Annotated in this window: 24 protein-coding genes; 5 read left to right on the top strand and 19 right to left on the bottom strand. The window is 67.0% G+C overall.

The window, feature by feature from the left end; all coding sequences use genetic code 11:
- Window positions 1-26 precede the first annotated feature (26 nt).
- The gene (locus tag ACUDP5_RS27000; protein ID WP_025138479.1) at window positions 27-1,238 is read right to left on the bottom strand and encodes an ABC transporter substrate-binding protein; all 1,212 of its coding nucleotides are present in this window, start codon (window positions 1,236-1,238) and stop codon (window positions 27-29) included.
- A 93-nt stretch (window positions 1,239-1,331) separates the two neighbouring features.
- A complete protein-coding gene (locus ACUDP5_RS26995; protein WP_445657694.1) occupies window positions 1,332-2,123 on the bottom strand; it encodes an SDR family NAD(P)-dependent oxidoreductase in 792 nt (263 codons plus the stop codon).
- Between the two features lie 204 nt (window positions 2,124-2,327).
- On the opposite strand from ACUDP5_RS26995, the gene ACUDP5_RS26990 reads away from it, so the two are divergent.
- On the top strand, window positions 2,328-3,005 hold the full coding sequence (locus ACUDP5_RS26990; protein ID WP_025138481.1) for a GntR family transcriptional regulator: 678 nt from the start codon (window positions 2,328-2,330) through the stop codon (window positions 3,003-3,005).
- 532 nt (window positions 3,006-3,537) lie between these two features.
- Here the strand turns inward: ACUDP5_RS26990 and ACUDP5_RS26985 are convergent.
- Complete coding sequence (locus tag ACUDP5_RS26985; protein WP_199165706.1) at window positions 3,538-4,188, bottom strand: carbonic anhydrase; 651 nt, start codon at window positions 4,186-4,188, stop codon at window positions 3,538-3,540.
- 258 nt (window positions 4,189-4,446) lie between these two features.
- Window positions 4,447-4,785, bottom strand: a complete 339-nt coding sequence (locus ACUDP5_RS26980) for an FxLYD domain-containing protein (protein ID WP_263915690.1) — start codon at window positions 4,783-4,785, stop codon at window positions 4,447-4,449.
- A 399-nt stretch (window positions 4,786-5,184) separates the two neighbouring features.
- Here ACUDP5_RS26980 and ACUDP5_RS26975 point away from each other — a divergent pair, with 399 nt between their 5' ends.
- On the top strand, window positions 5,185-5,526 hold the full coding sequence (locus ACUDP5_RS26975) for a PsiF family protein (protein WP_263915691.1): 342 nt from the start codon (window positions 5,185-5,187) through the stop codon (window positions 5,524-5,526).
- 73 nt (window positions 5,527-5,599) lie between these two features.
- On the opposite strand, the gene ACUDP5_RS26970 is transcribed toward ACUDP5_RS26975, so the two are convergent.
- Genes ACUDP5_RS26970 through ACUDP5_RS26945 form a run of 6 tightly spaced genes read right to left on the bottom strand, consistent with a single transcriptional unit; the run spans window position 5,600 to window position 9,404 of the window.
- On the bottom strand, window positions 5,600-6,640 hold the full coding sequence (locus ACUDP5_RS26970) for a cyclase family protein (RefSeq protein WP_445657693.1): 1,041 nt from the start codon (window positions 6,638-6,640) through the stop codon (window positions 5,600-5,602).
- Window positions 6,641-6,645: 5 nt separating this feature from the next.
- On the bottom strand, window positions 6,646-7,425 hold the full coding sequence (gene pcaD / locus ACUDP5_RS26965; protein WP_445657692.1) for a 3-oxoadipate enol-lactonase: 780 nt from the start codon (window positions 7,423-7,425) through the stop codon (window positions 6,646-6,648).
- Between the two features lie 52 nt (window positions 7,426-7,477).
- Complete coding sequence (locus ACUDP5_RS26960) at window positions 7,478-7,774, bottom strand: YciI family protein (protein WP_445657691.1); 297 nt, start codon at window positions 7,772-7,774, stop codon at window positions 7,478-7,480.
- 12 nt (window positions 7,775-7,786) lie between these two features.
- The gene (gene catC / locus ACUDP5_RS26955; RefSeq protein WP_175191666.1) at window positions 7,787-8,062 is read right to left on the bottom strand and encodes a muconolactone Delta-isomerase; all 276 of its coding nucleotides are present in this window, start codon (window positions 8,060-8,062) and stop codon (window positions 7,787-7,789) included.
- An 11-nt stretch (window positions 8,063-8,073) separates the two neighbouring features.
- Window positions 8,074-8,718, bottom strand: a complete 645-nt coding sequence (locus ACUDP5_RS26950) for a 3-oxoacid CoA-transferase subunit B (RefSeq protein WP_025138289.1) — start codon at window positions 8,716-8,718, stop codon at window positions 8,074-8,076.
- Window positions 8,715-9,404 carry a 3-oxoacid CoA-transferase subunit A gene (locus ACUDP5_RS26945; RefSeq protein WP_445657690.1) on the bottom strand — a complete coding sequence of 230 codons (690 nt, stop codon included), beginning with the start codon at window positions 9,402-9,404 and terminating at the stop codon, window positions 8,715-8,717. The genes ACUDP5_RS26950 and ACUDP5_RS26945 overlap by 4 nt, the downstream gene beginning before the upstream one ends.
- Window positions 9,405-9,573: 169 nt before the next feature.
- Between ACUDP5_RS26945 and ACUDP5_RS26940 the strand changes: the two genes are divergently transcribed.
- Entirely contained in the window at window positions 9,574-10,356 is a 783-nt protein-coding gene (locus ACUDP5_RS26940) for an IclR family transcriptional regulator (RefSeq protein WP_445657689.1), read from the top strand.
- 50 nt (window positions 10,357-10,406) lie between these two features.
- Here the strand turns inward: ACUDP5_RS26940 and ACUDP5_RS26935 are convergent, their stop codons facing one another.
- The 7 genes from ACUDP5_RS26935 to ppc all read right to left on the bottom strand — a co-directional run bounded on the left by ACUDP5_RS26935 (window position 10,407) and on the right by ppc (window position 20,995).
- Window positions 10,407-11,135: an SDR family NAD(P)-dependent oxidoreductase gene (locus ACUDP5_RS26935; protein WP_263915695.1), complete on the bottom strand. Its 729-nt coding sequence runs from the start codon at window positions 11,133-11,135 to the stop codon at window positions 10,407-10,409.
- 55 nt (window positions 11,136-11,190) lie between these two features.
- On the bottom strand, window positions 11,191-12,531 hold the full coding sequence (locus ACUDP5_RS26930) for a short-chain fatty acid transporter (RefSeq protein ID WP_263915696.1): 1,341 nt from the start codon (window positions 12,529-12,531) through the stop codon (window positions 11,191-11,193).
- A gap of 184 nt (window positions 12,532-12,715) precedes the next feature.
- Window positions 12,716-13,651: a 3-hydroxyacyl-CoA dehydrogenase family protein gene (locus ACUDP5_RS26925; RefSeq protein ID WP_263915697.1), complete on the bottom strand. Its 936-nt coding sequence runs from the start codon at window positions 13,649-13,651 to the stop codon at window positions 12,716-12,718.
- Window positions 13,652-13,907: 256 nt separating this feature from the next.
- Window positions 13,908-16,379, bottom strand: a complete 2,472-nt coding sequence (locus ACUDP5_RS26920; protein ID WP_445657688.1) for a TonB-dependent siderophore receptor — start codon at window positions 16,377-16,379, stop codon at window positions 13,908-13,910.
- A 114-nt stretch (window positions 16,380-16,493) separates the two neighbouring features.
- A complete protein-coding gene (locus ACUDP5_RS26915; protein ID WP_445657687.1) occupies window positions 16,494-17,489 on the bottom strand; it encodes a FecR domain-containing protein in 996 nt (331 codons plus the stop codon).
- Between the two features lie 4 nt (window positions 17,490-17,493).
- Window positions 17,494-18,015: a sigma-70 family RNA polymerase sigma factor gene (locus tag ACUDP5_RS26910; RefSeq protein ID WP_445657686.1), complete on the bottom strand. Its 522-nt coding sequence runs from the start codon at window positions 18,013-18,015 to the stop codon at window positions 17,494-17,496.
- Window positions 18,016-18,145: 130 nt separating this feature from the next.
- A complete protein-coding gene (gene ppc, locus ACUDP5_RS26905; RefSeq protein WP_445657685.1) occupies window positions 18,146-20,995 on the bottom strand; it encodes a phosphoenolpyruvate carboxylase in 2,850 nt (949 codons plus the stop codon).
- A gap of 168 nt (window positions 20,996-21,163) precedes the next feature.
- On the opposite strand from ppc, the gene queC reads away from it, so the two are divergent.
- A complete protein-coding gene (gene queC, locus ACUDP5_RS26900; protein WP_263915702.1) occupies window positions 21,164-21,877 on the top strand; it encodes a 7-cyano-7-deazaguanine synthase QueC in 714 nt (237 codons plus the stop codon).
- Window positions 21,878-22,186: 309 nt separating this feature from the next.
- Window positions 22,187-22,948 carry a winged helix-turn-helix domain-containing protein gene (locus ACUDP5_RS26895; protein WP_263915703.1) on the top strand — a complete coding sequence of 254 codons (762 nt, stop codon included), beginning with the start codon at window positions 22,187-22,189 and terminating at the stop codon, window positions 22,946-22,948.
- Here the strand turns inward: ACUDP5_RS26895 and ACUDP5_RS26890 are convergent.
- Complete coding sequence (locus ACUDP5_RS26890; protein WP_263915704.1) at window positions 22,926-24,107, bottom strand: MFS transporter; 1,182 nt, start codon at window positions 24,105-24,107, stop codon at window positions 22,926-22,928. The two genes, ACUDP5_RS26895 and ACUDP5_RS26890, sit on opposite strands and share 23 nt — an antisense overlap.
- Window positions 24,104-24,649, bottom strand: coding sequence for a GNAT family N-acetyltransferase (locus ACUDP5_RS26885; protein ID WP_263915705.1), 546 nt, complete (start codon window positions 24,647-24,649; stop codon window positions 24,104-24,106). Before ACUDP5_RS26885 ends, ACUDP5_RS26890 begins: the two co-directional genes overlap by 4 nt.
- Window positions 24,650-24,710 lie beyond the last annotated feature (61 nt).

The raw sequence follows: 24,710 nt of genomic DNA, 5'->3' as shown, positions 1-24,710 counted from the left end.
GGCCTGTGGCCGTGGTAGCGGCAGGTTTACGGCTGGTACTTCCAGACGCTCTTGAAGGCGCCGGGCACCAGCGACATGTTGGTGCCGTCGAACTTGATGTAGATGGCCGATTCCTGCGCGGCGCGGTCGTTGGGGCCGAATTCGATCGGGCCGGCCATGACGCCGGAATCGAACTTCATGGTTTCCAGCGCGGCCAGCACCTTCTCGCGGGTAGGCTGCGGGCCGGCGGCCTTCAGCGCATTGACCACCGCCATGGCGGGCGGCAGGCCATAAGGCATGTAGGTCTGCGGATGGCCCGGCTTGGCGGCCAGGTCGGGGTAGGCCTGCTTGTACATGTCGTAGACCCAGGTCAGCTTGGGACCGCCGGGCATATCGGCCAGCACGTCCTGGATGTAGACGTTCTTGAAGGCATCCTTGTTGCCGACGTTCTCGACCAGTTGCTTGAGGTCGGCCGTGCCGTTCACGGCCAGCACGATGGGTTTGTTCCAACCCAGTTCCTGCGCCTTCTTGATGATCAGCGCGGCGGGGCGGGCGTAGGTGGTCAGGAGCAGCACGTCGGGGTTGGCGGCGCGGATCTTGAGCATCGGCGCGGTGACGTCGGTGATGTTCGGGTTGACCGACTGCACCTGCAAGCCCAGGTTGTCCAGCTGCTTGGCCTGGGCCTGCGCGGCTTCCAGGTTCCAGCCGCCGTAGGCGTCGTCGTGGTTGATGTAGCCGATCTTTTTGGCCTTCAGGTGTTCGGCGGCAAACTGCACCATCGATCCGCCCACGGCGTGCTGCGAGATCGAGAACGCGCCATAGATGTACTTGGACGGCGGATACAGCGCGCCGTCGCCGGACGCGTTCAACATCACCAGCGGCATCTTTTCGCGTTCGACGTATTCGCGCGCGGCGACCACCGCGGCCGAGCACGAGCCGCCATTCAGCAGAAAGACCTTGTCCTGTTCGGTCAGCTTCTTGACCGCGGCGACCAGGTCGTTGGCGTTGCAGCGGTCGTCTTCGATCACCAGTTCGATCTGGCGGCCGTTGACGCCGCCTTCCTTGTTGACCTTGGCGTACCACATCTTGGCGGCGTTCAAGACGTCAAAGCCATAGGCCATGCCGCTGCCCGACAGGGGCGCGAACAGGCCGATCTTGATGGTCTTGTCGGTGATGCCCGGTTCCTGCTGGGCCTGGGCGGTGGCGCCGACGGCCAGGGCGCAGAGCGCGGCGGCCGCGTAGCGGCGGGGGTGGATCATGGTGTGTCTCCCGTTTTATGTGTGCGCGCCTTTATGCATGGCGCGTTGCTGCGTAGGCGGCCTGGCCGCCGGATAGGGGTTACTGCATGCGGGTTACTGCATGCGATAGCCGCCGTTGACGTCGATGACGCTGCCGGTGATGTAGCCGGCTTCTTCCGAGGCCAGGAATCGCACGGCGGCGGCCACGTCGTCGACGGTGCCGATGCGGCCCAGCGGAATGGCTTGCGCGGCGGCGGCCAGGGCGCCGCTGCTGGTGACGGTGCTGCGCAGCATGTCGGTGTCGATCAGGCCGGGCGCGATGCCGTTGACGGTGACGCCCAGGTGCGCAGATTCACGCGCCATGGCCTTGGTCAGGCCCAGCACGGCGGATTTGGCGGCGATGTACGAGGCGCTGGAGCGGTAGCCGCCCAACTGCGCGGCGACCGAGGTGAAGGTAACGATGCGGCCATGCGCGAGCGGCGCGGCTTCGCGTCGGCGCAGATAGGCGCGGCCACACAGGAAGACGCCGCGCGCGTTGACGGCGAAGCTGCGTTCCCAGATGTCCAGGGTGGTGTCTTTGATGAGCGGGCGTTCGCCGTTGGCCTGGAACAGCAGCAGGCCGGCGGCGCTGACGAGGACGGCGATGGGGCCGTGGGCGTGCTCGATCTGGTCGAAGGCGGTTTCGACGGCGGTTTCGTCGCTGACGTCGAAGGCATGGGCGGCATGCGGGGCGCCCAGTTCGTCGGCGACGCGACGGGCGCGCTGGGCGTCGACGTCGGAGACGATGACGCGGTAGCCGGCGCGTGCCAGTTCCTGGCAGATGGTGGCGCCGATGCCGCCGCCGCCGCCGGTGACGAGCGCAAGACGCGGGGCCGGGCCCGCGGCCGGCGTGGATACATTGGACATGCTGTCTCCTGTTGCACGGGTCGCCTCGCCTTGGGGAGTGCGCCCGCCTGTCTGAATTTTTTGCGATTATGTATACATGGAGGGTGGGCAGGTATAGGGGGTTTCCCTAGATTTCGGATGCGACTCCGGTGTCTCATAGGGGAGATCCCTAGCGGCGTAGTCCACATGACCGTCGTATGTATTCTTCATGTATACAATGAGGCTATGGATACGCTCTCTCAACACGTTACCGATACGCTGCGGGACTGGGTGCTGCATGGCAAGTTCAGCCCCGGGGCCCGTCTGGAGGAAATCCCGCTGGCCGAGAAGCTGGGGGTGTCGCGCACACCGGTGCGGGCGGCCCTGGCAACGCTGGGCAATGAGGGGTTGCTGGAACATCTGCCCAAGCGCGGCTATACGGTGCGGGCCTATGACATCGCCGAGATCGTGGCGGCCTACGAGGTGCGGGCGGCGCTGGAAGGGCTGGCCTGTCGGCAGGCGGCGCTACGCGGACTGTCGAACGATGCGGTGGCGGTGCTGAAGAACTGCCTGGATGAAGGGGATCGGATTCTGGGCAAGGGGGTGCTGCTGGCGGAGGACCATCTGCCTTATCAGCAGGTCAACATTACCTTGCACAACGGGATTCTGGAGGCGGCAGGGAACCCCTGGGTGAAGCGGTTTGCGACGCAGGCGCAGGCGATTCCCTATGCGTCGGATCGGATCATCCTGTGGGAGGACCATGGGATTATCTTGAGGTCGCACGATGATCATCATCGGATCGTGAACGCGATCATCGGGCGGGATGGGGCGCGGGCTGAGGATCTCATGCGGGAGCATGTCTACTACGCGGGGATTATTCTTAAGAATAATTATGAGAGGTTGGCGCAGGCTTATCGGGTTTAGGGGGGGGGTTTTTTTTGCGTCGGTTTGAGTTCTTAAGGCGCGCGTGACGGGGCAGGCGGGTGAGGGCGGGGCTACGATTGCGGTCCGGAGCCTTCGCTCCGGACTGGCCCGTCCTCATCGTCGTCCAGGCCTTCGGCCTTCCCTTCCGATTCCGTCGGGCGCATCTACACGCCCCGCCCTCACCCGCCTGCCCCGTCACGCGCTCTTGATGTCCATTAGTGCCGGACGTTGGGGCGAATTGCGTGCTTGGCGTTTTGGCCAAGATCGTTTGGGGTTGGAGCGGTTTGCGGGGCCCGCCTCGTGCCGGCCGCGCGGGCGGCCTTGCTCGGCTTACGGGGTGTCTTGCGTCGTGGGGATGACGCTGCGCGCTTGCGGGTTACCGGCTTGCGTAGCGTTAGCGGCCTGCTGAGGGTGCGGCCGGTGTGACTTGTGTCTGTGATTGCTTGCGGTGGGCGCGCACGCTTTGGGGCGTGCGCGCCACTCGCGGGCGGCAGCTTGGGGCTGGGTGCTGCGTCGCCGCGCCGCGCTGGGGTTACGCCGGCAGGCCGGTTTCCAGGCAGGGGTGGAATTCGCCGGTGGCGGGGTCGCGCAGGAAGAGGACGCCGGTGGCGACGCCGAAGTAGGTGCCGTGGAGTTCGAGTTCGCCCTTTTCCACGCGGCGGCGGATGGAGGGGAAGGTCATCAGGTTGTTCAGGCTGTGGCCGATGACGGCGAGTTCCAGGCGCTTGAGGTTGGCGGCGCGGTCGTCGGTGCCGGGGCCGATGGCGTCGGCGACGGGGGCGATCTGGGACATCCACTTGCCGATGAAGTCGCCCTTGGTGAGGGGCTTGGCGTCGTCGAAGAAGGCGCGGATGCCGCCGCAGGAGGCGTGGCCCAGGACGACGATGTGTTTGACGTTCAGGCCATTGACGGCGAATTCGATGGCGGCGCTGGTGCCGTGGTACGAGGATTCGGAGTCGGGGTCACAGGGCGGGACCAGGTTGGCGACGTTGCGCACGACGAACATTTCGCCGGGGCCGGCATCGAAGATGGCTTCGGGCGAGACGCGTGAGTCGCAGCAGCCGATGATCAGGATTTCCGGGCTTTGCCCAGTTTCGGCCAGTTTTTCGTAGCGGCTGCGTTCGGAATGGAAACGGCCTTCGAGAAACGATTGATAGCCTTCGGTGAGTCTTTTGGGAAACATGATCTTCACTTCCTTGGTAACGATGCCAGGCGTGCTGGCGCGCCGCGGACGCAACAAGGGGCTTCGTGTGGAAGCCCCTTCTGTCGAGTCGGCATACGGAATTTTCCCATACTTGGACCCGGACTTGTTTGACTAAACCCTGATATCGCCAGGGTTTTTAATTCCTTGCAAGGATAGCCCCCCCCGGCCGCCCGGCCGCCCGAAGGCCGGGGCGCCCCCTTGGGGGGCAGCAAGCGCGAAGCGCGCGGCGTGGGGGCATTATCTAGCCCTGATGTCTAACGCCGTGACCTTGGCGAATTGCAGGGGGGTGATGGCGCGGATCATCTTGATCTGGCCGGGGGCGAGGGGGCCGATGTCGTCGTCGCGGACGCGGCCGACTTCGCGGCCCTGGGCGTCGTAGAGGACGAAGGTGAGCATGACGTTGTTGATGGCGCGGGTGGATTGGTTGGCGAGCGAGCCGGTGATGGTGGAGACGTTTTCGTTGGTGTCGCGGACGGCCTGGATGTTGCCCAGGGTGACGCCGTAGAGGAAGCTCTGGGCGTTGGCGGCGCCGGTCAGGCCGGCCAGCAGGGCGACGAGGGCGAGGGCGGTTTTCATGCGGGTCTCCTGTGAGGCCGGCGCGGCAAGCCGGGCTGCCTGGGCCGCGGTCTTGTGCCTGGCGTTGCCGCGGGATATGCGCCTATCTCACACCTTTCCGCTGCCCGGCACAACGGGCTGAAAGGATGAATGGGTAACAGGTTGCGCGGGTTTGCCCCAGATTTCTCTGCGGATGCCACAAGTGCATCGGAATGTCTCCAAGTTGGGGATTTCTGGGCACATTTTCCGCGCCTTTCCGCAAGCTGAATGGGAGCGGTGGCGTTAGCATTTGTTGTCTTTTGGGCGCTTGCGAAGCGGTCTGGTTTGTCCGATGATGACCGGGCCGGCACCTTGGCCGGCGGAACGTGCGGCCCGGTTGTGCGCGTGGATGGCGTCGGCGGGCGCTCAAGGGAGGAACCCATGCTTTCCCGTACTAGCCAGTTGGCTTCGGCCATTGTGTTGTCCGCCAGCTTCCTGGGCGCCGCCTATGCCCAGACGCCCGCGGCCACGACGCCCGCTCCCGCCAAGACGCCGACCGCGCAGCAGCAGCGCATGGCCGATTGCAACAAGTCGGCGGAAGGCAAGAAGGGCGACGACCGCAAGACGTACATGAGCGCGTGCCTGAAAGGCGAGGCCCCGCCGCCCGCCAAGCAGCTGACGCCGCAGCAGCAGAAGATGAAGGACTGCAACGCCAAGGCCGGTGAACAGAAGCTGACCGGCGACAAGCGCAAGACGTTCATGAGCACCTGCCTGAAGGGCTGAACGCCGCTTGATGCAAAAAAGCGCCGACCGTTGAACGGGTCGGCGCTTTTTCTTTTGGGGGATACCGCGTGGCTTACACCGTGGCGATCGGCGTGACCGGCGATCCGATCGCGTGCGGCAGGCGCAGCGGCGGGGCGGTCAGCATGAAGCGGTGGCGGCCGTTGGCGTGCAGCCAGTCGGCCAGGTCTTTGAGGTACCAGAGTTCGGCCAGGGGCAGGCCCAGCTTGAACAGGCAGTGGTGGTGCAGCGGCAGCATGGCGCGCGGGCCGGTCTTTTCGCGGGCGGGGTAGGCCTCGACCGCGTAGTTGTCGGCGCAGATGGCGGCGATGCCGCTGTCGGTGATCCATTGCAGCAGCGCGGCGTCAGTGCCGTCCAGCGCGGCGCCGTAGGTGTGCAGCACCTGGGCGTCCGGTGTGCCGTTCATGGCGACGACCGCCTCGGCGTAGCCGGTGCGCAGCACCAGCATGTCGCCGGGTTCGACGTCGATGTGGTCGGTGGTCAGCACGTGCATGAGTTCGGCGTGGCCGATCAGGGTGCGGCCGGGACCGTAGTGGCGGAACAGGTCGACCAGCACGCCGCGGCCCTGCATGCCTTTCTGCGCCAGGTTTTCCACGCCGAGTTTGAGCGCGGCCGACGGGCCGCCGCTGTTGCAGCCGCAGCCGGTGTGGTCGCCATCGGCCGGGCCGAGCACGTCCACGCCGGCCTGGAAGCCGTTGTAGTAGCGCAGTTCGGGCTTGCCGTCGCCGTCGGCGTCGAACAGCGCGCCGACGTGCGCCAGCGCGTCCCACTGGGTGGAATACTGCATGGACAGCAGTACCTGGTCGTCGCTCAGCACATCCACCGCATCGGGGTTGACGTTGCGCAGGGGGAAGTTCAGGTAGGGCGTGTCCTGCAGCTTCGTGGGGCTCAGCTGCGGCGGATGGCGGCGCGGGTTGAGCACGTTGCCGCCGGGCAGGTCCAGGGGCAGGGACAGGCAGAACGTCTTGCCGGCGCGGATTTCGCGCGCGCCTTTCAAGACTTGTTCTTCGGTAATGAGGTTCAGGCGGCCGAGTTGGTCGTCGGGTCCGAAGTCGCCCCAGTTGGAGCTCTCGGGCCGGTGGGTCCAGCGCTGCATGCGGTTTACTCCGTCAGGAAGTCGACGACCGCGCGGGTGAAGGCTTCCGGTTGCTCCCAGTTGGAAATGTGGGAGGTGTTCAATTCCAGGTATTGCGCGCCGGCGATGGCGTCAGTCAGTTCGCGGCCTTGGGCGGGCGTGGCGGCCAGGTCGTGGGTGCTGGCGATGACCAGCGTGGGGGCCTTGATGGCCGAGACCTGTTCGCGGAAATCGGCGTCGCGCAGCGCGGCGCAATTGCCCGAATAGCCGGCGTCGGGGGTGCGGCGCAGCATGTCGACCAGCACCTGGGTCAGGCCCGGTTCGGCGGCGCGGTAGTCGTCGGTCAGCCAGCGCTGGACCAGCGTGGGCGCCATCTTTTCCAGCGTCTGTTCGGCGACTGCGGCAATGCGGGTGCTCCAGCCTTCGGCCGAGCCGATGCGCGCGGCGGTGTTGCACAGGATCAGTTTGTTGATCAGTTCGGGGCGGTTCAGCGCCAGCCACAGGCCGGTGGGGCCGCCCATCGACAGGCCGCAGAAGTGCGCCTGCTTGATGTTCAGGTGGGCCAGCAGTTCGGCCACGTCGTTGCCCAGCTGCGCAAAGGTGTATTCGCCATCGGGCACCGAGGATTTGCCATGCCCGCGAGTGTCGTAGCGCAGCACGCGGAAGTGCTTGCTCAGTTCGGGCACCTGGCGCGCCCACATGTCGGCGCAGGTGCCGAGCGAGTTGGACAGCACCAGCACCGGGGCGTCGGCGGGGCCGTCGATGACGTAGAACAGCCTTGCCTGGCTGAGATCGGCGTAAGACATGGGGAAATCCTCGGGAATGGGCAACGGCCGCCCGGGGGCGGCCGTGTCTTGATTACAGATGGCAGGTGCCGTTGACGTAGGCTTTGCGCCAGCGGGTGATGGTCACGCGGTCAAACAGCTGGGCCTGGGCGAACGGGTCGGCATCGATGAACTGTTGCGCGGCTTCGCGCGTGTCCAGGTCGACGATGTACAGGCCGCCGCCCGCATCCGTGCCGTCGTCCTGCAGCTTGGCGCCGCAGGCCAGCAGCAGGTGCTTGTTGGCATCCAGGTATTCCAGGTGTGCGGCGCGGTGCTGCTGGCGCACGGCCTGGTGGCCGGGCTTGTCGAAGGTTTCGATGATGTAGGGCATGGGCGGCTCCGGTCAGATCGCGGACGGGTGGCGCGCCAGCGCCGTGACGTTGATGTCCATGTACGGGAACAGCGGCAGCGACGACAGCAGCGTGTGCAGTTCGTCGTTGCTTTCGACGTCGAAGATGCTGACGTTGGCGTAGCGGCCGACCACGCGCCACAGGCTCTTCCATTTGCCATCGCGCTGCAGCTGCTGCGCCAGGGCCTTTTCGTCGGCCTTGAGCTTGTCGGCGCGTTCGGCCGGCATGTCGACGGGCAGGTTGACTTGCATTTGAACCATGAACAGCATTGCTTATCTCCTTATTGGGAAAACTTCAGCGGCAGGCCGGTCAGGCGCAGCAGCTCGTCGGCGGTGACCTCGCCGAACATGTCGATGACGGTCACGCCGTCGGCACGGATGTCGAACACGGCCACGTCGGTGTACACGCGAGACACGCAGCGCACGCCGGTCAGCGGATAGGTGCAGGCCTCGACCAGCTTGCTCTGGCCTTCGCGGGTGGTCAGTTCCATCATGACGAACACGTCCTTGGCGCCGATGGCCAGGTCCATCGCGCCGCCCACGGCGGGGATGGCGTCGGGCGCGCCGGTGTGCCAGTTGGCCAGGTCGCCGTGCTGCGACACCTGGAAGGCGCCCAGCACGCAGATGTCCAGGTGGCCGCCGCGCATCATGGCGAACGAGTCGGCATGGTGGAAGAACGAGCAGCCGGGCAGTTCGGTGACGGGCTGCTTGCCGGCGTTGATCAGGTCGTAGTCTTCTTCGCCCTTGGCCGGGGCCGGGCCCATGCCCAGCATGCCGTTTTCGGTATGCAGGATGACTTCGCGGTCGGCCGGCAGGTGGTTGGCCACCAGGGTGGGCAGGCCGATGCCGAGGTTGACGTAGGCGCCTTCAGGGATGTCCTGCGCAACGCGGGCGGCGATCTGGTCGCGGGTCAGTTTGGTGCTCATTGCTGCTCCTTGGCGGCCGGGGTGGCGGGTATCTGCACGACGCGCTGCACGAAGATGCCGGGGGTGACGACGGTTTCCGGGTCCAGGGTGCCCAGTTCGACGACTTCACGCACCTGCGCCACGGCCACGCGCGCGGCGCTGGCCATGATGGGGCCGAAATTGCGGGCGGTCTTGCGGTACACCAGGTTGCCCCAGCGGTCGCCGCGCTCGGCCTTGATCAGCGCGTAGTCGGCGTGCAGCGGATATTCCAGCACGTACTGGCGGCCATTGATTTCGCGGGTTTCCTTGCCGTCGGCCAGCGGGGTGCCGTAGCCGGTGGGCGAGAAGAACGCACCGATGCCGGCGCCGGCGGCGCGGATGCGCTCGGCCAGGTTGCCTTGGGGCACCAGTTCAAGCTCGATCTTGCCGCTGCGGTACAGGCCGTCGAAGATCTGCGAGTCCACCTGGCGGGGGAACGAGCAGATGATCTTGCGCACGCGGTTGGCGCCGAGCAGGGCGGCCAGGCCGGTGGTGCCGTTGCCGGCGTTGTTGTTGATGATGACCAGGTCTTTCGCGCCTTGTTCGAGCAGGGCGTCGATCAGTTCCATGGGCTGGCCGGCGGTGCCGAAGCCGCCGATCATGACGGTGGCGCCGTCGGGGACGTCGGCGAGGGCGGCCGCCGCGCTTGCAACAAGCTTAGAAATCATGGTGTTCGCTCATAGGTGGCGTGTCATAATTTGTTCTTAATTAGAACTTTCGTTCTTCTGAAGAACATCGTTTCATGGGGAAAGTCGACCGTCAAGGCAAGCCGGCGCGGTGCGATCTCCCCCGTTCAGGGTTGCCGGCAACGGCAACGCTTCTTTTCGCGGTAGACGGATGGCCGAGCAAGAAACCCAGCAACCCAGCGACAGCTACGTTCAATCCTTTGCACGCGGCCTGTCCGTGATCCGGGCCTTCGGCCCCGAGCGTTCGCAGATGACCTTGTCCGAGGTCGCCGCCGTCACCGGCCTGACTCGCGCGGGCGCGCGCCGCATCCTGCTGACGCTTGAGCACCTGGGCTACGTCACGGTCGAAGACCGCAAGTTCACGCTGACTCCGCGCATCCTGGAACTGGGCTACGCCTATCTGTCGGGCACGCCGCTGTGGAACCTGGCGCTGCCCTACATGGAAGAAGTGGCCGAGCAGACGCGCGAGTCGTGTTCCGTGTCGGTGCTGGAAGGCGCGGACATCGTCTACATCCTGCGGCTGTCGACGCACAAGGTCATGACGATCAACCTGGCGGTGGGCAGCCGGCTGCCGGCGTGGGTCACGTCGATGGGCCGGGTGCTGCTGGCGGGGCTGCCCGCTCCCGAGCTGGACCGGGTGCTGGCCATGAGCCAGATCCAGGCCTATACCGCGCACACGGTGACCGACATCGCCGAACTCAAGCGACTGCTGGCCGGCGTGCGCGCCGACGGCTACGCCTGCGTGGCGCAGGAACTGGAGCCCGGCCTGCAATCGGTGGCCGTGCCCATCGTGGACCGCAGCGGCCGCGTGATCGCGGCCATGAACGTCAGCGGTCATGCCAACCGCTTTTCGCGCGAAGAGATGCTCGCCGCGTTCCTGCCGCCGCTGCGCCGCGCCGCCGACCAGATCAACCACGCGCTGCTGCGCCGCTAGGCGGCGCGCGCAGGGGCTGAGGCGGGGGCGGGCGCGCATGGCGGCGGGCCTCAGATCGGGGCGACGCCCAGCGTCGTGCCGCCGCAGACATACAGCATCTGGCCGGTGACGAAGCCGTTGTCGGGCGACAGGAAGAACATCGCGGCGCGCGCCACGTCTTCGGGCGTGCCCAGGCGCTTGACCACGATGCTGTTGATGATGCGTTCGGTCTGGGGCGCGCCGGCGGGATTGCTCTTGGTGAACAAGTCGGTGGCAATGGGGCCCGGGCCGATGGCGTTGACGGTGATGCCGTCGCCGCCCAGTTCCATGGCCAGCGTGCGCGTCAGCCCCACCAAACCGGCCTTGGTGGCCGAATAGACCACGCGGTCCGGCTTGCCCAGCGCGGCGCGCGACGACATGTTGACGATGCGGCCGAAGCCGGCTTCGCGCATGGCGGGCAGCGCGGCCTGCACCAGGATCAGCGCGGTGCGCAGATGCAGGTTCACCACATAGTCCAGGTCGGCCAGCGTGGCCGTGTCGGCGGTGCCCGGGCGCGTGGCGCCGGCATTGTTCACCAGCCCGACGATGTTGTAGGCCGCGGTGACCTCGGCGGCGACCGCCTTGGTGCGCGCTTCATCGGTCAGGTCGGCCTGGTACGACACCAGCCCGGCGGGCGGGTTCTCGGGCAGCTTGTAGTCGATATTGACCACCTGATGCCCCGCGTCCAGCAGCATGCGGATGATGGCGGCGCCGATCCCGGCGCTGCCGCCGGTCACGAGATATGCGGTAGGTTTGCTCATATCGGTTTCCCGTTCCAGTCTTTGGTGCGCGGCGCCCCGCGGGGCGCCGCGGCGATCAGTGGGTGAGATATCCCCAGGCCAGGACGGCCGTGATGTGGATCACGCCCACCCACAGCATCATGATGACCGTGTAGCCCATCACGTCGCGCAGCTTCAGCTTGGACAGCGCCAGGGCCGGCAGGATCCAGAAGGGCTGCACCAGGTCGTTCCAGGCATTGCCCAGCATCACGGCCATGGTGGTCTGGTTCAGCGCGCTGCCGATTTCGCGGGCAGCATCGATCATGAACGGACCCTGGATGACCCAGTGGCCGCCGGCCGAGGGCGCGAAGAAGTTGATGACGAACGAGCTGATCAGGCCCCAGAACGGCAGCGAGGCCGGCGTGGCGACGTCGACGAAGACCTTCGAGATGGTGGTGACCAGGCCCGAGGCGGCCATGATGGCCATGATGCCGGCGTAGAACGGGTACTGCAGGATGATGCCCGAGATCGTCTTGATGCCTTCGGTCAGCTTGGCCACGTAGGCGGCCGGCGTGCCCAGCAGGATGATGCCCAGGAACAGGATGATGAAGTTGATCAGGTTCAGGTCGAGCGAGCCGCCGTCGATGAAGTGGAAGGCCACGTAGGCCACGCCCAGGGCGCCGATCAACAGGCTGAGGATGCGGCTGTTGTTGAGCTTGGAGGCAATGGTGCCCTTTTCCAGCATGTCTTCGGCCGCATTGGACGCGTTGGCGTCGCGGTCGATGGCCGGGTCCACTTCGACGATCTTCTCGCCTTTCTTCGGATGCAGCCAGGCGTTGAGCAGCGGCAGCGTCACGATGATGACCAGGCTGGTGATCAGCATGGGCACCGAGAAGATGGTTTCCGTCAGCGGGATGATGCCCATCTGCTTGGCGGTGGGGTGGCCGGGGGTGGCGACCAGCACGGGGATGCTGGCGGACAGGCCCAGGCCGTACATGGTGAAGCCGCTGTAGGCCGAGGCGATGATCAGGGGGTAGTGCACGCCCTTGACCTTGAGCGCCAGCTTCTTGGCGACGATGCCGCCGATGACCAGGCCGAAGCCCCAGTTCAGGTAGCTGCCGACGCCGCCGACCAGGGTGGCGACGATGATGGCGGTGTGCGGCTTGTGCACGTGACTGACGATGCGGTTGAGCAGGCGGTCGGTCAGCGGCGCGGTGGCCAGCACGTAGCCCATGGCCAGGATGACGGCCATCTGGGTGGTGAAGGCCAAGAGGCTCCAGAAGCCCTTGCCCCAGGCGCGGGTGATGTCGCCGATGCCCTGGCCCTCGATGCCCATGGCCAGCAGCACGGTGAGCAAGGTCAGCGCGATCGCGAAAACGAAAGGATCGGGCAGATACTTGCGCATCAGCTCAGTAAAAAAAGATGCCAATTTATTCATGATGCCTCCAACGAACTCCGGTAAGGCGTATTGCTCTGGTGTCTTGCGCCGCGACGCGCCGGGTAGGGGCGCGCAGCGGGTGGGACGATCGGTTTCTTTGTGTGGTGGGCTCGTGGCCCGCTGGCGCGTCAGGCGGATTGCCGCGCGCCTTATGTAATGGGTATTCGGGGTGCCTGCGGGGGCGTCAGGAATCGCCGGCTTTCTGGTTCAGCCAGGCAGCCAGTTCGCCCAGGGCGGCGCTTTTCTCGCGCAGCACCTGTTCGCGGCGCTCGGGGCTCCAGGTGTAGAAGCCCTGGCCGCTCTTGGCGCCCAGCTGGCCTTGTTCGACTTTGCTTTTGAGCAGGTCGGACGGCTCGGTGCGGTTTTCCAGGTCTTGGTAGAGGTAGCTGGCGATGGCGTAGTGAACGTCGATGCCGTTCATGTCGCGCTGTTCGAGCGGGCCGGACAGGGCCAGGCGGATGCCGAGGCTCCATTTCACGACTTCGTCGATGTCTTCGGCGCTGGCCACGCCCTTTTCCAGTAGCGAGATGGCTTCGCGGGCCAGGGCGTGCTGGATGCGGTTGGCGATGAAGCCGGGGATGTCCTGGCGCACCAGCACGGGCCGCTTGCCGCCAAAGCGCAGGGTGGCCATGACGCGGGCGACGGTGTCGTCGGAGGTGTCGTCGTTGCGCACGACCTCGACCAGCGGGATGACGTCGGCGGGCGTGAAGAAGTGGGTGCCGACGAAGCGGTCGCGGCGCGCGACGGCGCTCGCGATGGCGTTGATGGACAGGCCCGAGGTATTGGTGGCGAAGATGGCCTGGGGCGGGCACAGGGCGTCGAGCTTGGCGAACAGGCCGCGCTTGAGTTCGAGGTTTTCCGGAACGGCTTCGATGATGAGGTCGCTGCCGACGGCGGCGGACAGGTCGGCTTGCATGCGGATGCGCTGCAGGGTTTCCTGGACCTGGCCGGGGGCGTAGACGTTGAGCTGGCGTTCGATGGTGCCGCGGGCCCGTTCCAGGGCGCCGGCCATGGGGTCGATCAGGACGATGTTCAGTCCCTTCGAGGCGAAGAGCGCGGCGATGCCGCTGCCCATGGCGCCGGCGCCGATGACGGCGAGATGCTTGAGGGGAGTATCCATGAGGTTCGCTTGGGCCTTACGGGCCGGGCGCCAGGGCGGCACAGGCGGGAACCAGGGACGTGCTGCTGTCTCTTCCGTCGGTGTCTTCCTGTGCGCGGGGGCCGGGAAAATCTGTTTGTTCTATATACGAACATTTGTGCGTATATAGAATTTCTGAGGAAGATAGTACTAAAAGTTGCCGGGGGTGGACAAATGGGGTTTTGAGGGTGTACGCCAGGTGGACGGTGGGGGCGAGCTGCCCCCGCCGGTCACCGCGCTACCAGCGATAGCTTGCCGTGCCGATCACCCGACGCGGTTCGCCATAGAAGCAGCCGTAGGTGCAGCTGCCGATGTAGGTCTTGTCGGCCAGGTTGGTGGCGTTGAGCGCGAACCGCCAGGGGCCGGTGGTGTAGCTGACCATGGCGTCCAGCAGCGTGAACGACGGTACTTCGACCGCCGTGCCGTGCGCCATGCCGCGCGTGCTGCCGACATAGCGCACGCCCGCGCCGACCCGCAGCCCCGGCAGGCCGAATGCGCCGAAGCCATAGTCGCCCCACACCGAGAATTGATTGAAGGGCACCGAGTTCAGGCGCTTGCCGACCTCGTCGGGCTGCAGCGGGCTGGCCTTGAGCGTGCGCGCATCGGTATAGGCGTAGGCGGCGATCAGGTTGGCGTGGCGGCCGACGCGGGTGCGGGCTTCCAGTTCCAGGCCGCGTGCACGGGCCTGTCCGGCCTGGATTTCATAGTTCGTGTCGAACGGGTCGGCCACGTTCACGTTCTTGCGCGTCAGCTGGTAGATCGCCGCGGACAGCAGGGTGTCCGACCCCGCCGGCTGGTAGCGCAGGCCGGCCTCGTATTGTTGGCCGGTGGTGGGCTTGAAGCGGTTGCCCTGGCGGTCCTGGCCGCTGGTCGGCTCGAACGATTCGCTGTAGCTCAGGAACGGCGCGAGGCCATTGTCGGCCAGGTAGACCACGCCGGCGCGGCCGGTGAAGGCCTGGCTCTTTTCATTGTCCGCGAGCTTTTCACCCGTGAAGAAATTGCGCTCATTGACCGTGACCCAGTCGTGCCGCCCCCCCAGCAGCACGACCCATTTGTCGGCGATCTTGATCTGATCCTGGAGATAGACCCCCAGACGTTTCATGTCGCTTTTCGAGGACGATCCCGGGAACGGTTGCGCGGGCCCCAGGGGCACGCCGTAGACCGGGTCGTAGAGATCGATGTTGTTGTTGGCGCGCACATAGCGCTCGGTCTCATGCTTGGGCAGCGAATAGTCCAGGCCGGCCAGCCACGTGTGGTGCAGCGGGCCGGTATCCAGGTCGTACTGCAGCGACGTATCGGCCACCACGGCGGATGAACGGTCCCAGCGCGGCATGGCGCCGCGGTCGGCCGTGTGGCGCTGGTCGGCTTGCAACTGCCAGATGTCGGTAGAGAAATAGGTGCTGTCTGCGTGGAAGTAGCGCACGCTGTTGCGCAGCTTGAGCTGGTCCGTGAACGCGTGTTCGAACAGGTAGCCGACCGAATAGCGCTTCATGACGAATTTGTCGAAGCCGGGTTCGCCGGTGTAGCGGTTGCGGGGGATCTTGCCGTTGATGTTTGGCAGCACCGTGCCCTGGGCCGGCAGGCCATAGACATAGGCCGTGCGGTCTTCCTGGTATTCGGCCAGCAGCGTCAGGGACGTGGCATCGGTGGGCTGCCACTTGAGCGCCGGGGCGACATAGGTTCGGTCATCCGGGACGTAATCGATGAAGGCGTCGCTGTCGCGCTTGAGGGCGGTCAGGCGGTATGACCATTTGCCCTCGTCGTCGAGGGCGCCGCCAAAGTCGCCGGAAATCTGCTTGCGGCGAAAGTTGCCCGCCTCGATGTTCAGTTCATGCAGCGGTTCGACAGTGGGGCGCTTGCTGACCGTGTTGATCACGCCGCCCGGCGGCGCGGCACCATAGAGCACCGAGGCTGCGCCTTTGAGGAATTCGACCCGTTCCAGGCCGTAAAGCTCCTGGCGCCCGTTGTAGATATTCACTGTGTACAACGTACCGTCGCGGAAATAGTTGCCCTGGCTGCCACGAAAGCCGCGCAGGAACAGGCTGTCGGAGGTACGGTCCTGGCCTTCCGCGCGGCTCACGCCCGCCACGTAGCCCAGCGCGTCCTGCAGGCTCTGCGCCTTGAGCGTCTCGATTTCTTCCGCCCCCACCACCGTGATCGATTGGGGCGTTTCGATGATGGGCGTGTCGGTCTTGGTGCCGGTGGCGCTGACGCGGGCGGCGTAGCCATGCAGCGGACCGGTGGCGCTTTCCGGCCGTGCGGTGACGGTGACGGCCTCCAGCGTGGTGGCGTCCGACGACGTGGCTGGCGCGGGCGCGAGGGTGTAGCTGCCGTTGGCTTCGCGCCGGGCTTGCAGGCCGTGGCCGCGCAGCAGCGCCGCGAAACCTTCGCCCACGGTGTAGCTGCCGGCGATGCCGTCGCTGCGCTTGCCTTGCAGCAGGCCGTCGTTCATGGTCAGTTCGACGCCCGCCGCGCTGGCGTAGGCATTGAGCGCCTGGCTGAGCGGGCCGGCGGCCACGGTGTAGGGGCGGCGCGCCTCGGCGCTGGCCTGGGCCTGCGCCAGCGGCGCGGTGGCGCAGGCGGCCAGCCCGCCGCCCATCAAGAGCGCCAGCCGGATCGCGGCGGCGCGCTGCGAGGCGACCAAGCGACGAAGCGGGCGGGAAGACGGCGCGGCAGCGGGGCGGCGACGGAACGGCGGGTGAACGGACATGAAGTAAGCCTTGCTGATCGGGTCGAGGGAAAAGGGGAGTCACCCTGTATCCCGAACGAGCCGGCCTGAGGGACAAGCGATCGCGAAGAAAAGTTGTAACGGTGGTGGCGGGCGTCAGTCTGCGGACCGATCGGCCGCGCGCAGCGTGACCCAATAGCGCGTGCGATACACGACGTCCACCGGTAGCCCGCGCGTCAGGTTCTCCAGCGCCCTGTCGGTGTCGCGCAGTGAAAACACGCCGCTCACGCGCAGGTCGGCGACCGCCGGGTCGCAGCGCACGACGCCGGACCGATAGCGCGCCAGTTCGGCGGTGAAGTCTTCCAGCCGCATGCCGTCGGCCACCAGCAGGCCTCGGCTCCAGGCGGCCGCGTCATCGTTCGCGGCCGCGGGCGGCTCGACGCGGTCGCGCGAAAAGCGCGAGCCCTGGCCTGCATCCAGGCGGACGGCCTGGCCCGGCGCGTCCATGGGTCGGATTTCAACCGCGCCTTCGAACACCGCCACACGCGTGGTGTCGTCGTCATCGCGCACGCTGTAGCGCGTGCCCAGCGCCTGTACCGAACCGTGCCGCGTGCGGACCAGGAAGGGGCGGGCCAGGGCGACGGTATCGGGCGCGGTGGCAATCAGGATTTCGCCTGCCCGCAGCACCACCAGCCGTTCCGTATCGGAAAAGCGCAGGTCGATGGCCGACGCGGTGGACAGGGTGACGCGCGTGCCGTCCGGCAGGGTCAGGTCGCGGATCTCGCCAGTGGCGCTGCGGTAGTCGGCAGCTGCGCGCTGCCAGGTGCCGGTGCTGCGTGCGGCATAGCCGGCGCCCAGCACGATCACTCCCAGGCTCAGCGCGCGCAGGGCGCGGCGCCGGCCGGCGCTGGTCTTGGGTCGGCGCAGGGCATGGCGGGCGGCCTCGCGGGGCAGGCCCAAGAGCTTGCCCTCGAACGCCAGCAGGCGCTGCCAGGCCTGTTCGTGATCGGGATGCCTGGCGCGCCAGCGGGCGCAGTCAGCGCGGTCCTGGTCGGTGACATCGTCCGACCACAATTGGGCGATCCATTCGGCAGCCTGCTGCAGGATGGCGGGGTCCAGGGCCGGTTGGGCCGTGCGGGAGGCATCTGTCATGGCGTCAACCGCGCGCCGCCCACTGCGCCTGGTAGCAGGCCAGCAGGGCGGCAGCGATGTACTTCTTCACCGACGACACCGACACGCCCAGCCGCGCCGCGATGTCGCTGTAGGGCAGGCCGTCCAGCTTGCACAGCAGCAGCGCCTCGCGCGCCTTGGTCGGCAGCTGGTTGAGGATGGCGTCGATCTCGACCAGGGCCTCGATGGCCAGCGCGCGCGCTTCTTCCGACGGCGTCTGCGGGCGCGGCAGGTGGGCGATGGTTTCCAGGTAGGCGGCTTCGATCTGGCGGCGGCGGTGCAGGTCGATCACCAGGCAGCGGGCGATCTGCGCCAGATGCTGGCGCGACTGGTGCGGCTCGGGCAGGCGGCCGCTGTGCAGGATGCGCAGGTAAGTGTCGTGCGCCAGGTCGGCCGCGTCCCAGGCGTCGCCCAGCCGCCGCCGCAACCAGCTGCGCAGCCAGCCATGGTGTTCGGCATACAGGCTCTCGATGCCCTGTCGCGGCACGGCGGATTCGGGGGGGGACATGGCACGGCCTCCGGCGCAAAGGCATGCGGAAGGCCTGGCGCAATGAGATGAGAATAATACTCATTTTATAGCGTAGGCCGGCACCCCCGCAATGCATGGCCGGGCGCCGGGCCCTGCCATGCGCGGTCACTCAACCCGAGTTGCGCAACCCCGCCGCGATGCCGTTGATGGTCAGGTGGATCGCGCGTTGCACGCGTTCGTCGGCGTCGGGGTTGGGGTGCTTCAGGGCGGCGCGGTGGCGGCGGATCAGGTCTATTTGCAGGTAGTTCAGGGGGTCGATGTAGGCGAAGCGTTCGCGCAGGGAGTCTTGCAGGGTGGGGTTGTCGGCCAGGAGTTCGCGGCGGGTCAGGAGCTTGAGCATGGCCAGGGTGCGGGCGTGTTCGGCGCTGATCTGACCGAAGATCTTTTCGCGCAAGCCGCGCTGGGGCACGAGCTGGGCGTAGCGGGCGGCAATGGCCAGGTCGGATTTGGCCAGCACCATTTCCATGTTGGACAGCAGGGTGCGGAAGGCGGGCCAGTCTTGCGCCATCTCGCGCAGCTGGGCCAGGCGGCCGCGCTTGGAGCGCGGGGCGTCGGGGGCGCCGGTTTCCAGGTAGGCCTCGATGGCCGAACCCATGCCGTACCAGCCGGTGAGCATGAGGCGGCATTGGGCCCAGGAAAAGCCCCAGGGGATGGCGCGCAGGTCTTCGATGCGCTGGCCCTTCTTGCGGGAAGCGGGGCGCGAGCCGATGTTCAGGCCGGCGATTTCGGCAATGGGCGTGGCCGCAAAGAAGTATTCGGCAAAGCGCGGCGTGTCGTAGACCAGGCCGCGGTAGCTGCGCTGCGCGGTTTCGGACATGAACGTCATGGCCGGGCCGTGGTGGGCCATGTGGGCGTCTTCGGCGCTGGTGGCTTCGGCGCGCGGCGCGAGGCTGGATTCCAGGGTGGCCGCGACCAGCAGTTCCAGGTGCCAGCGGCCGACTTCGGCGTCCTTGTATTTGCTCTGGATGACTTCGCCCTGTTCGGTCAGGCGGATCTGGCCGGCGACGGTGCCGGGGGGCTGGGCCAGGATGGCGTCGAAGCTGGAGCCGCCGCCCCGGCCGACGGAGCCGCCGCGGCCGTGAAAGAGGCGCAGGCGGACGTGGCGGGCGGAAAAGACGTCGACCAGGGCGCGTTCGGCCTGGTAGAGCGACCAGTTGGACGTGAGGAAGCCGCCGTCCTTGTTGCTGTCGGAATACCCCAGCATGACTTCCTGGGCGCCGTTCTGCGCCTGCTTCACGCGCTGGCGGATCTCGGGCAGGTCGAGCCAGGCGGCCATGATGTCGGCGCCGCGCTGCAAGTCGGGAATGGTTTCGAACAGGGGCACGACCATCAGGCCGTCTTCGGCGGGGATGTCCTGGCCGGCGGAAGCGATGAGGCCGGCCTCTTTCTGCAGCACCATGACTTCAAGCAGGTCGCTGAGGGTTTCGGTGTGCGAGACGATGGTCTGGCGCACCGCCTGCTTGCCGTAGCGCTGGCGGCCGGCGGCGGCCGCGCGCAGCACGGCCAGTTCGCGGGTGGTGTCTTCGCTGTAGGCGATCCAGGGCGAGGCCAGCGGGCGGGCCTGGGCAAGCTCGGCGCGCAGCAGCGCGACGCGGGCGGCTTCGTCCAGGGCCAGGTAGTCCAGCGGCTGGCCGTCGTGGGTGGCGCCTGCGCGGGTGAACAGTTCGGCGAGCGCGCGTTCGTGCACATCGGAGCTTTGGCGCAGGTCGACGGTGGCCAGGTGAAAGCCGAACACTTCCACGGCCTGCTGCAGGCCGGCCAGGCGCAGCTTGCCGATGGGGGCGCCGTGGTGGGCGGCCAGCGACGCGGCGATGATGGCGAGGTCGGCGGACAGTTCCTGGGGCGCATCGTACGGCGCGGCGGCCACCGTGCTGCGCCGGGCCAGGTTCTGGCCGGTCAGGCGCTGGGCGGTGGCGGCCAGGCGGGCGTAGACGCCGACCAGGGCGCGGCGGTAGGGTTCGTCGCTGCGGTGGGGGGAATCGTCGCCACTGCGGTCGGCCAGCGCCAGCAGGTCGGCGTCGGCGGCGATGAGCAGGGTGGTGATGGAAAGCTCGGCGCCCAGCGCGTGGACTTCCTGCAGGTAGTGCTCGAACAGCACGGTGGCCTGGCGCAGCAGGGCGCGTTCGAGCGTGCCGGCATCGACGTTGGGGTTGCCGTCGCGGTCGCCGCCGATCCAGCTGCCCATGCGCAGGAAGGGTTCGAGCGGCGCGGGCGGGGCGGCAAAGGGCTTGGGGCCGTCGCGGTTCAGCAGCTTGGACAGGTCGGCGTACAGGCGCGGAATGACGGGCAGGAAGGTGCTGCGGTAGTACGACAGCGCGTTCTCGATTTCGTCGGCCACCGTCAGGCGGGTGTAGCGCAGCATGCGCGTCTGCCACAGCGTGGCCACGCGGCCGAGTAGCGCGGCGTCGAGCTCGGCCAATTCTTCGGGCGTGAGCGGCGTGTCCCGCTGGGCCAGGGCGCTGGCGATTTCACGGTGCACGTCCAGCGTGCTTTTGCGCTGCACTTCGGTGGGGTGCGCGGTCAGCACGGGCATGACGCAGGCCTCGGCCAGCAGGCGGCGGATGCGGGCGGGAGAAACGCCATGGCCGGCCAGGGTCTGCACGGCGTCGCGCAGGCTGCCGCGCGCGGGGGCGTCGCCGGTCAGGGCGCGGGCCCGCTGGCGGCGGTTCTGGTCGCGGTCTTCGGCGATGTTGGCCAGGTGCAGGAAATAGCTGAAGGCGCGCGCGACCGAGTTCGGGTCGCTGCCTTCCAGGCGCTTGACGCGCTGTTCCAGCAGCCTGCCGTCGGCGTCGTTGCCTTCGCGGCGGAATTTGACGGCGGTGCGGCGCAGCGTTTCGATGGTGTCGAAGACGCGTTTGCCTTCGCATTCGGCGATGACGTCGCCCAGTAATCGGCCGAGCAGCCGGATGTCGTGACGCAAGGGTTCTGCTGAATCGGACTGCAAGCGGCTGGCATTCATCGGGCGGGAGATCCGTCGGGCTGCGGGAATGGGAAGGGTGGGTACGTGCGCGCTACTGAGAAACCGTGATGAAAAGCGGATCGATTTTACGCAGGCTTCCTTACGGGAAAGGCGCGTGGCTGCGGTAAAGTCTGGCCTATCCCTTCGTCTTTCCAGAAACCCCCTTTCATGCAAAATCACCAACGTCGCGCGCTCGTGCTGTTTTCGGGCGGCCAGGATTCCACCACTTGCCTGGCCTGGGCGCTGGACCGCTATGCCCATGTGGAAACCGTGGCGTTCGACTACGGCCAGCGCCACCGCATCGAGCTCGATGCGCGCCTGAACGTGCTGCGCGAATTTCGCACGCGCTTTCCCGAGTGGGCGCCGCGCCTGGGCGAAGACCATCTGCTGGACCTGAAGGTGCTGGGCCAGGTGGGCGACACCGCCATGACCAGCGACCGCGCCATCGAGATGCAGGCCAACGGCCTGCCCAATACCTTCGTGCCGGGCCGCAACCTGCTGTTCCTGACGCTGGCCGCGGCGCTGGGCTACCGGCGCCAGCTGGACGTGCTGGTGGGCGGCATGTGCGAAACCGATTTCTCGGGCTACCCCGATTGCCGCGACGACACCATCAAGGCGCAGCAGGTAGCGCTTGGGCTGGGCCTGGGCAGTCGCGTCACGATCGAAACGCCGCTGATGTGGATCGACAAGTCCGAAACCTGGGCGCTGGCGCACACCTTGGGCGGCGACGCGCTGGTCGAGACCATTGTCGAAGAAAGCCACACCTGCTATCTGGGCGAACGCGGCGCGCGCCATGCCTGGGGCTACGGCTGCGGCACCTGCCCGGCCTGCAAGCTGCGGCTGGCAGGGTGGGAAAAATGGGTGGCGGCCAAGGGGGCCTGACAGGCCGCAGTGGCGGATGCACCCGCGCCCCGGGCGGGGGGGAGGGCAATCGGGCATGGCAGCGCAGCGCGCAGGCGCCAGACATGTACCGCCACGCATATCGCTACGTTTCGCCGATCGCTGAATTCTATTTCGATATATTGAATATTTCTCATTTTAAAATGAGGAATATTCAATAATTTGTCCAGTTTGGAACGCTGTTCGAGGATTGAGTGCGCTTTTTTTGCGACCCTGTTCCAGGTGTTGAGATGCAAATAAACATTTCAATACCGTTCGATGGAAAGACGTCATTAATCAGGGCTCAATCTCATGAATCGGTCGCGCATCATCCTTATTTTCGACAACGAATTTGCCAAGCAGGGCATCTCGAATTCCCTGGAACAGATCGGTTTCGTCCTGAACCCCGTTTCGTTGCAGGAGTCGGCGCTGCCGCGCCAGCCCGGCGACATCCAGGTGCATCTGTGCCTGCCGCGGGATCTGGACATCACGATCGGGCAACTGCGGGCTCGCTTCTCGCATTCCACGATCATCGCCATCCGCAACATTGAAAGTCCGGCCGTGCGCATCAATGCGCTGCTGGCTGGCGCCGACAGTTGCTACGGCACCAGCATCAGCTACAGCGAGGTGGCCGCGGCGATCCAGTCGGCGCAGCGCAAGCTTTCGCTGTGCCTGCCGGCGCAGTCGGCGGCCCGTCGTGTCGAAACGCCCGGCGTGCCGGAGATCAGCGTGGCGGACAAGGCCTGGCGCCTGTGTGACAACGAGTGGACCTTGCTGTCGCCGGCGGGCGCGGGCGTCAGCCTCACCCCGATGGAACGGGCGGTGCTAAAGGGCATGCAGGGGCATCCCGACAAGGTCGTGCGCCGCAGCGATTTCGCGGTCGACGACATGGACATTCCGGGCAATGGGCGCGCGCTGGATCTGGTCATCAGCCGCCTCAAGCGCAAGGGTGAGGCGGCGGGGCTGTCGATCCCGATCCGCAGCATGCGCGGATCGGGTTATTCGTTTTCGGGCGCGCTGGTGCAGGACGCGGAAGACGGTCGTGCGCCGATCAGCCTCGCGTCCGGGCGATGAATCGACTGCGCAGGATCAGCGCCGCGGCCAATATGGCAGTGGCCAGGCTGGCGGACAGGCCCATCGCGGCGCGCGCGCCGTGCTGTTCGACGACGTAGGCATAGGCCACCGGCGCGGCGGCGGTCAAGAGGAAGCTGGGAATGAGCAGGGCGCCGACCAGCGCGCCGTAGCTGCGAAAGTCGAACAACGCCAGCGGCAGGGTGCCGCGCGTGATCGTCATCAGGCCGTTGCAGGCGCCGTACAGCAGGGCGTATGCCGCCAGCGCGGCGAGGTTCCCACCGGAAAACAGCGCCAGCCCGAAGCACAGCGGCAATAGCGCCGCCACGGCCAGCGTGAGCGTCAGCGGATGCAGGCGCGAGCCCAGCGCCACGTCGGCCAGCCGCGAGGCGAATTGCCCGACGCCCCACAGTGCCGCGATGTTCACGGCCATCGCGCCGGCCAGGCCCAACCCCGACAGCAGCGGAATCAAGTGAGCCGCGTTGCCCGCGGCCAAAAAGTTGGTCAGCATGGCGATCGCCGCGTACAGCACGCCGGCCAGGCGGCGCTCGGCCTTGTCGCGCGCCAGGCCCGTGCCGGCCAGGCCGGTATCCTTCAGCGAAGCGGCATAGCGGGCGCGCGGCAGCGCCAGGTAGAGCGGCAGCGTCGCCAGCGCCAAGGCGCCATAGGCCAGCACCGCGCCGCGCCAGCCCAGCCAGCCCGACAGGGCATGGCCCACCGGCCACATCACGGTGGACGCCAGCCCGCCGAACAACGTGATCTGCGACATGGGCCGCCGCGCGGCCGGCCCGGCGGCGCGCGCCAGCGAGGCGAACGCGGCGTCGTACAGGCACAGCCGCATGCCCACGCCCAGCAGCATCCAGGCCGCGAAGTACGCGACGACGCCGTGGGTGGCGGCCAGGGCGGCGCAGCCGGCGGCGGCCAGCATGGCGCCGGCGGGCATGACGCGGTGGCCGCCCCAGAGGTCGACCGCGCGGCCGGCCAGCGGCGACACCAGCGCCATGACGACGATGGCGGCCGAGAAGCCGCCGTACACGGTGGCGGCGTTCCAGCCCAGGTCCGCGGCCATGTCCGGTCCCAGCGCGCCGATCAGGTAGAAGGTGACGCCCCAGCCGACCAGTTGGGTCAGCCCCAGGCAGACGATGGCCCGCGGGGCGATCACGGGCGTTGCGGCGGCGTCGTGTCGCCTTCGCCCAGCGCGCGCTGCATCAGCACGGTGTCGCGCCATTCGCCATGCTTGTGGCCCACCGACCGCAAGGTGCCGACGGGATGGAAGCCCTGGCGCGCATGCACCGCCAGCGATGCCGCGTTGCGGCTGTCGCCCACCACCGCCAGCATCTGGCGCCAGCCGGCGGCGGTGCAGCGCTCGATCAACGCGGCCAGCAGCTTGCCGCCGATGCCCAGGCCGGCGCGGCCCGCCTTGACGTAGACGGAGTCCTCGACGGTATGGCGGTAGGCCGGGCGCGGACGGTAGGCGGTGACGTAGGCATAGCCCACGACTTCGCCGTTGATCTCGGCCACCAGGAAGGGCATCTCTTTTTCCAGGATGCCGGCGCGCCGCTGGCGCATTTCGGGGATGGACGGCGGGTCCAGTTCGAACGAGGCGGTGCCGTGCTGCACGTGGTGCGCATAGATGGCCTTGATGGCGGGCAGGTCGGCTTCCGCGCTGTCGCGGATCAAGACGGTGGGGGCGGGTTGCGACATGGAAACGGGGTGCGAAAAGAGGGAAAAAAAGGCCGTGCAGGCGGAAAAAAGCAGATGCCAG

It is taken from the genome of Achromobacter sp. NCFB-sbj8-Ac1-l (genome assembly GCF_052695805.1).
Note: the sequence above shows the minus strand (reverse complement) of the source record. Positions and strands in the feature narration are given on the sequence as shown.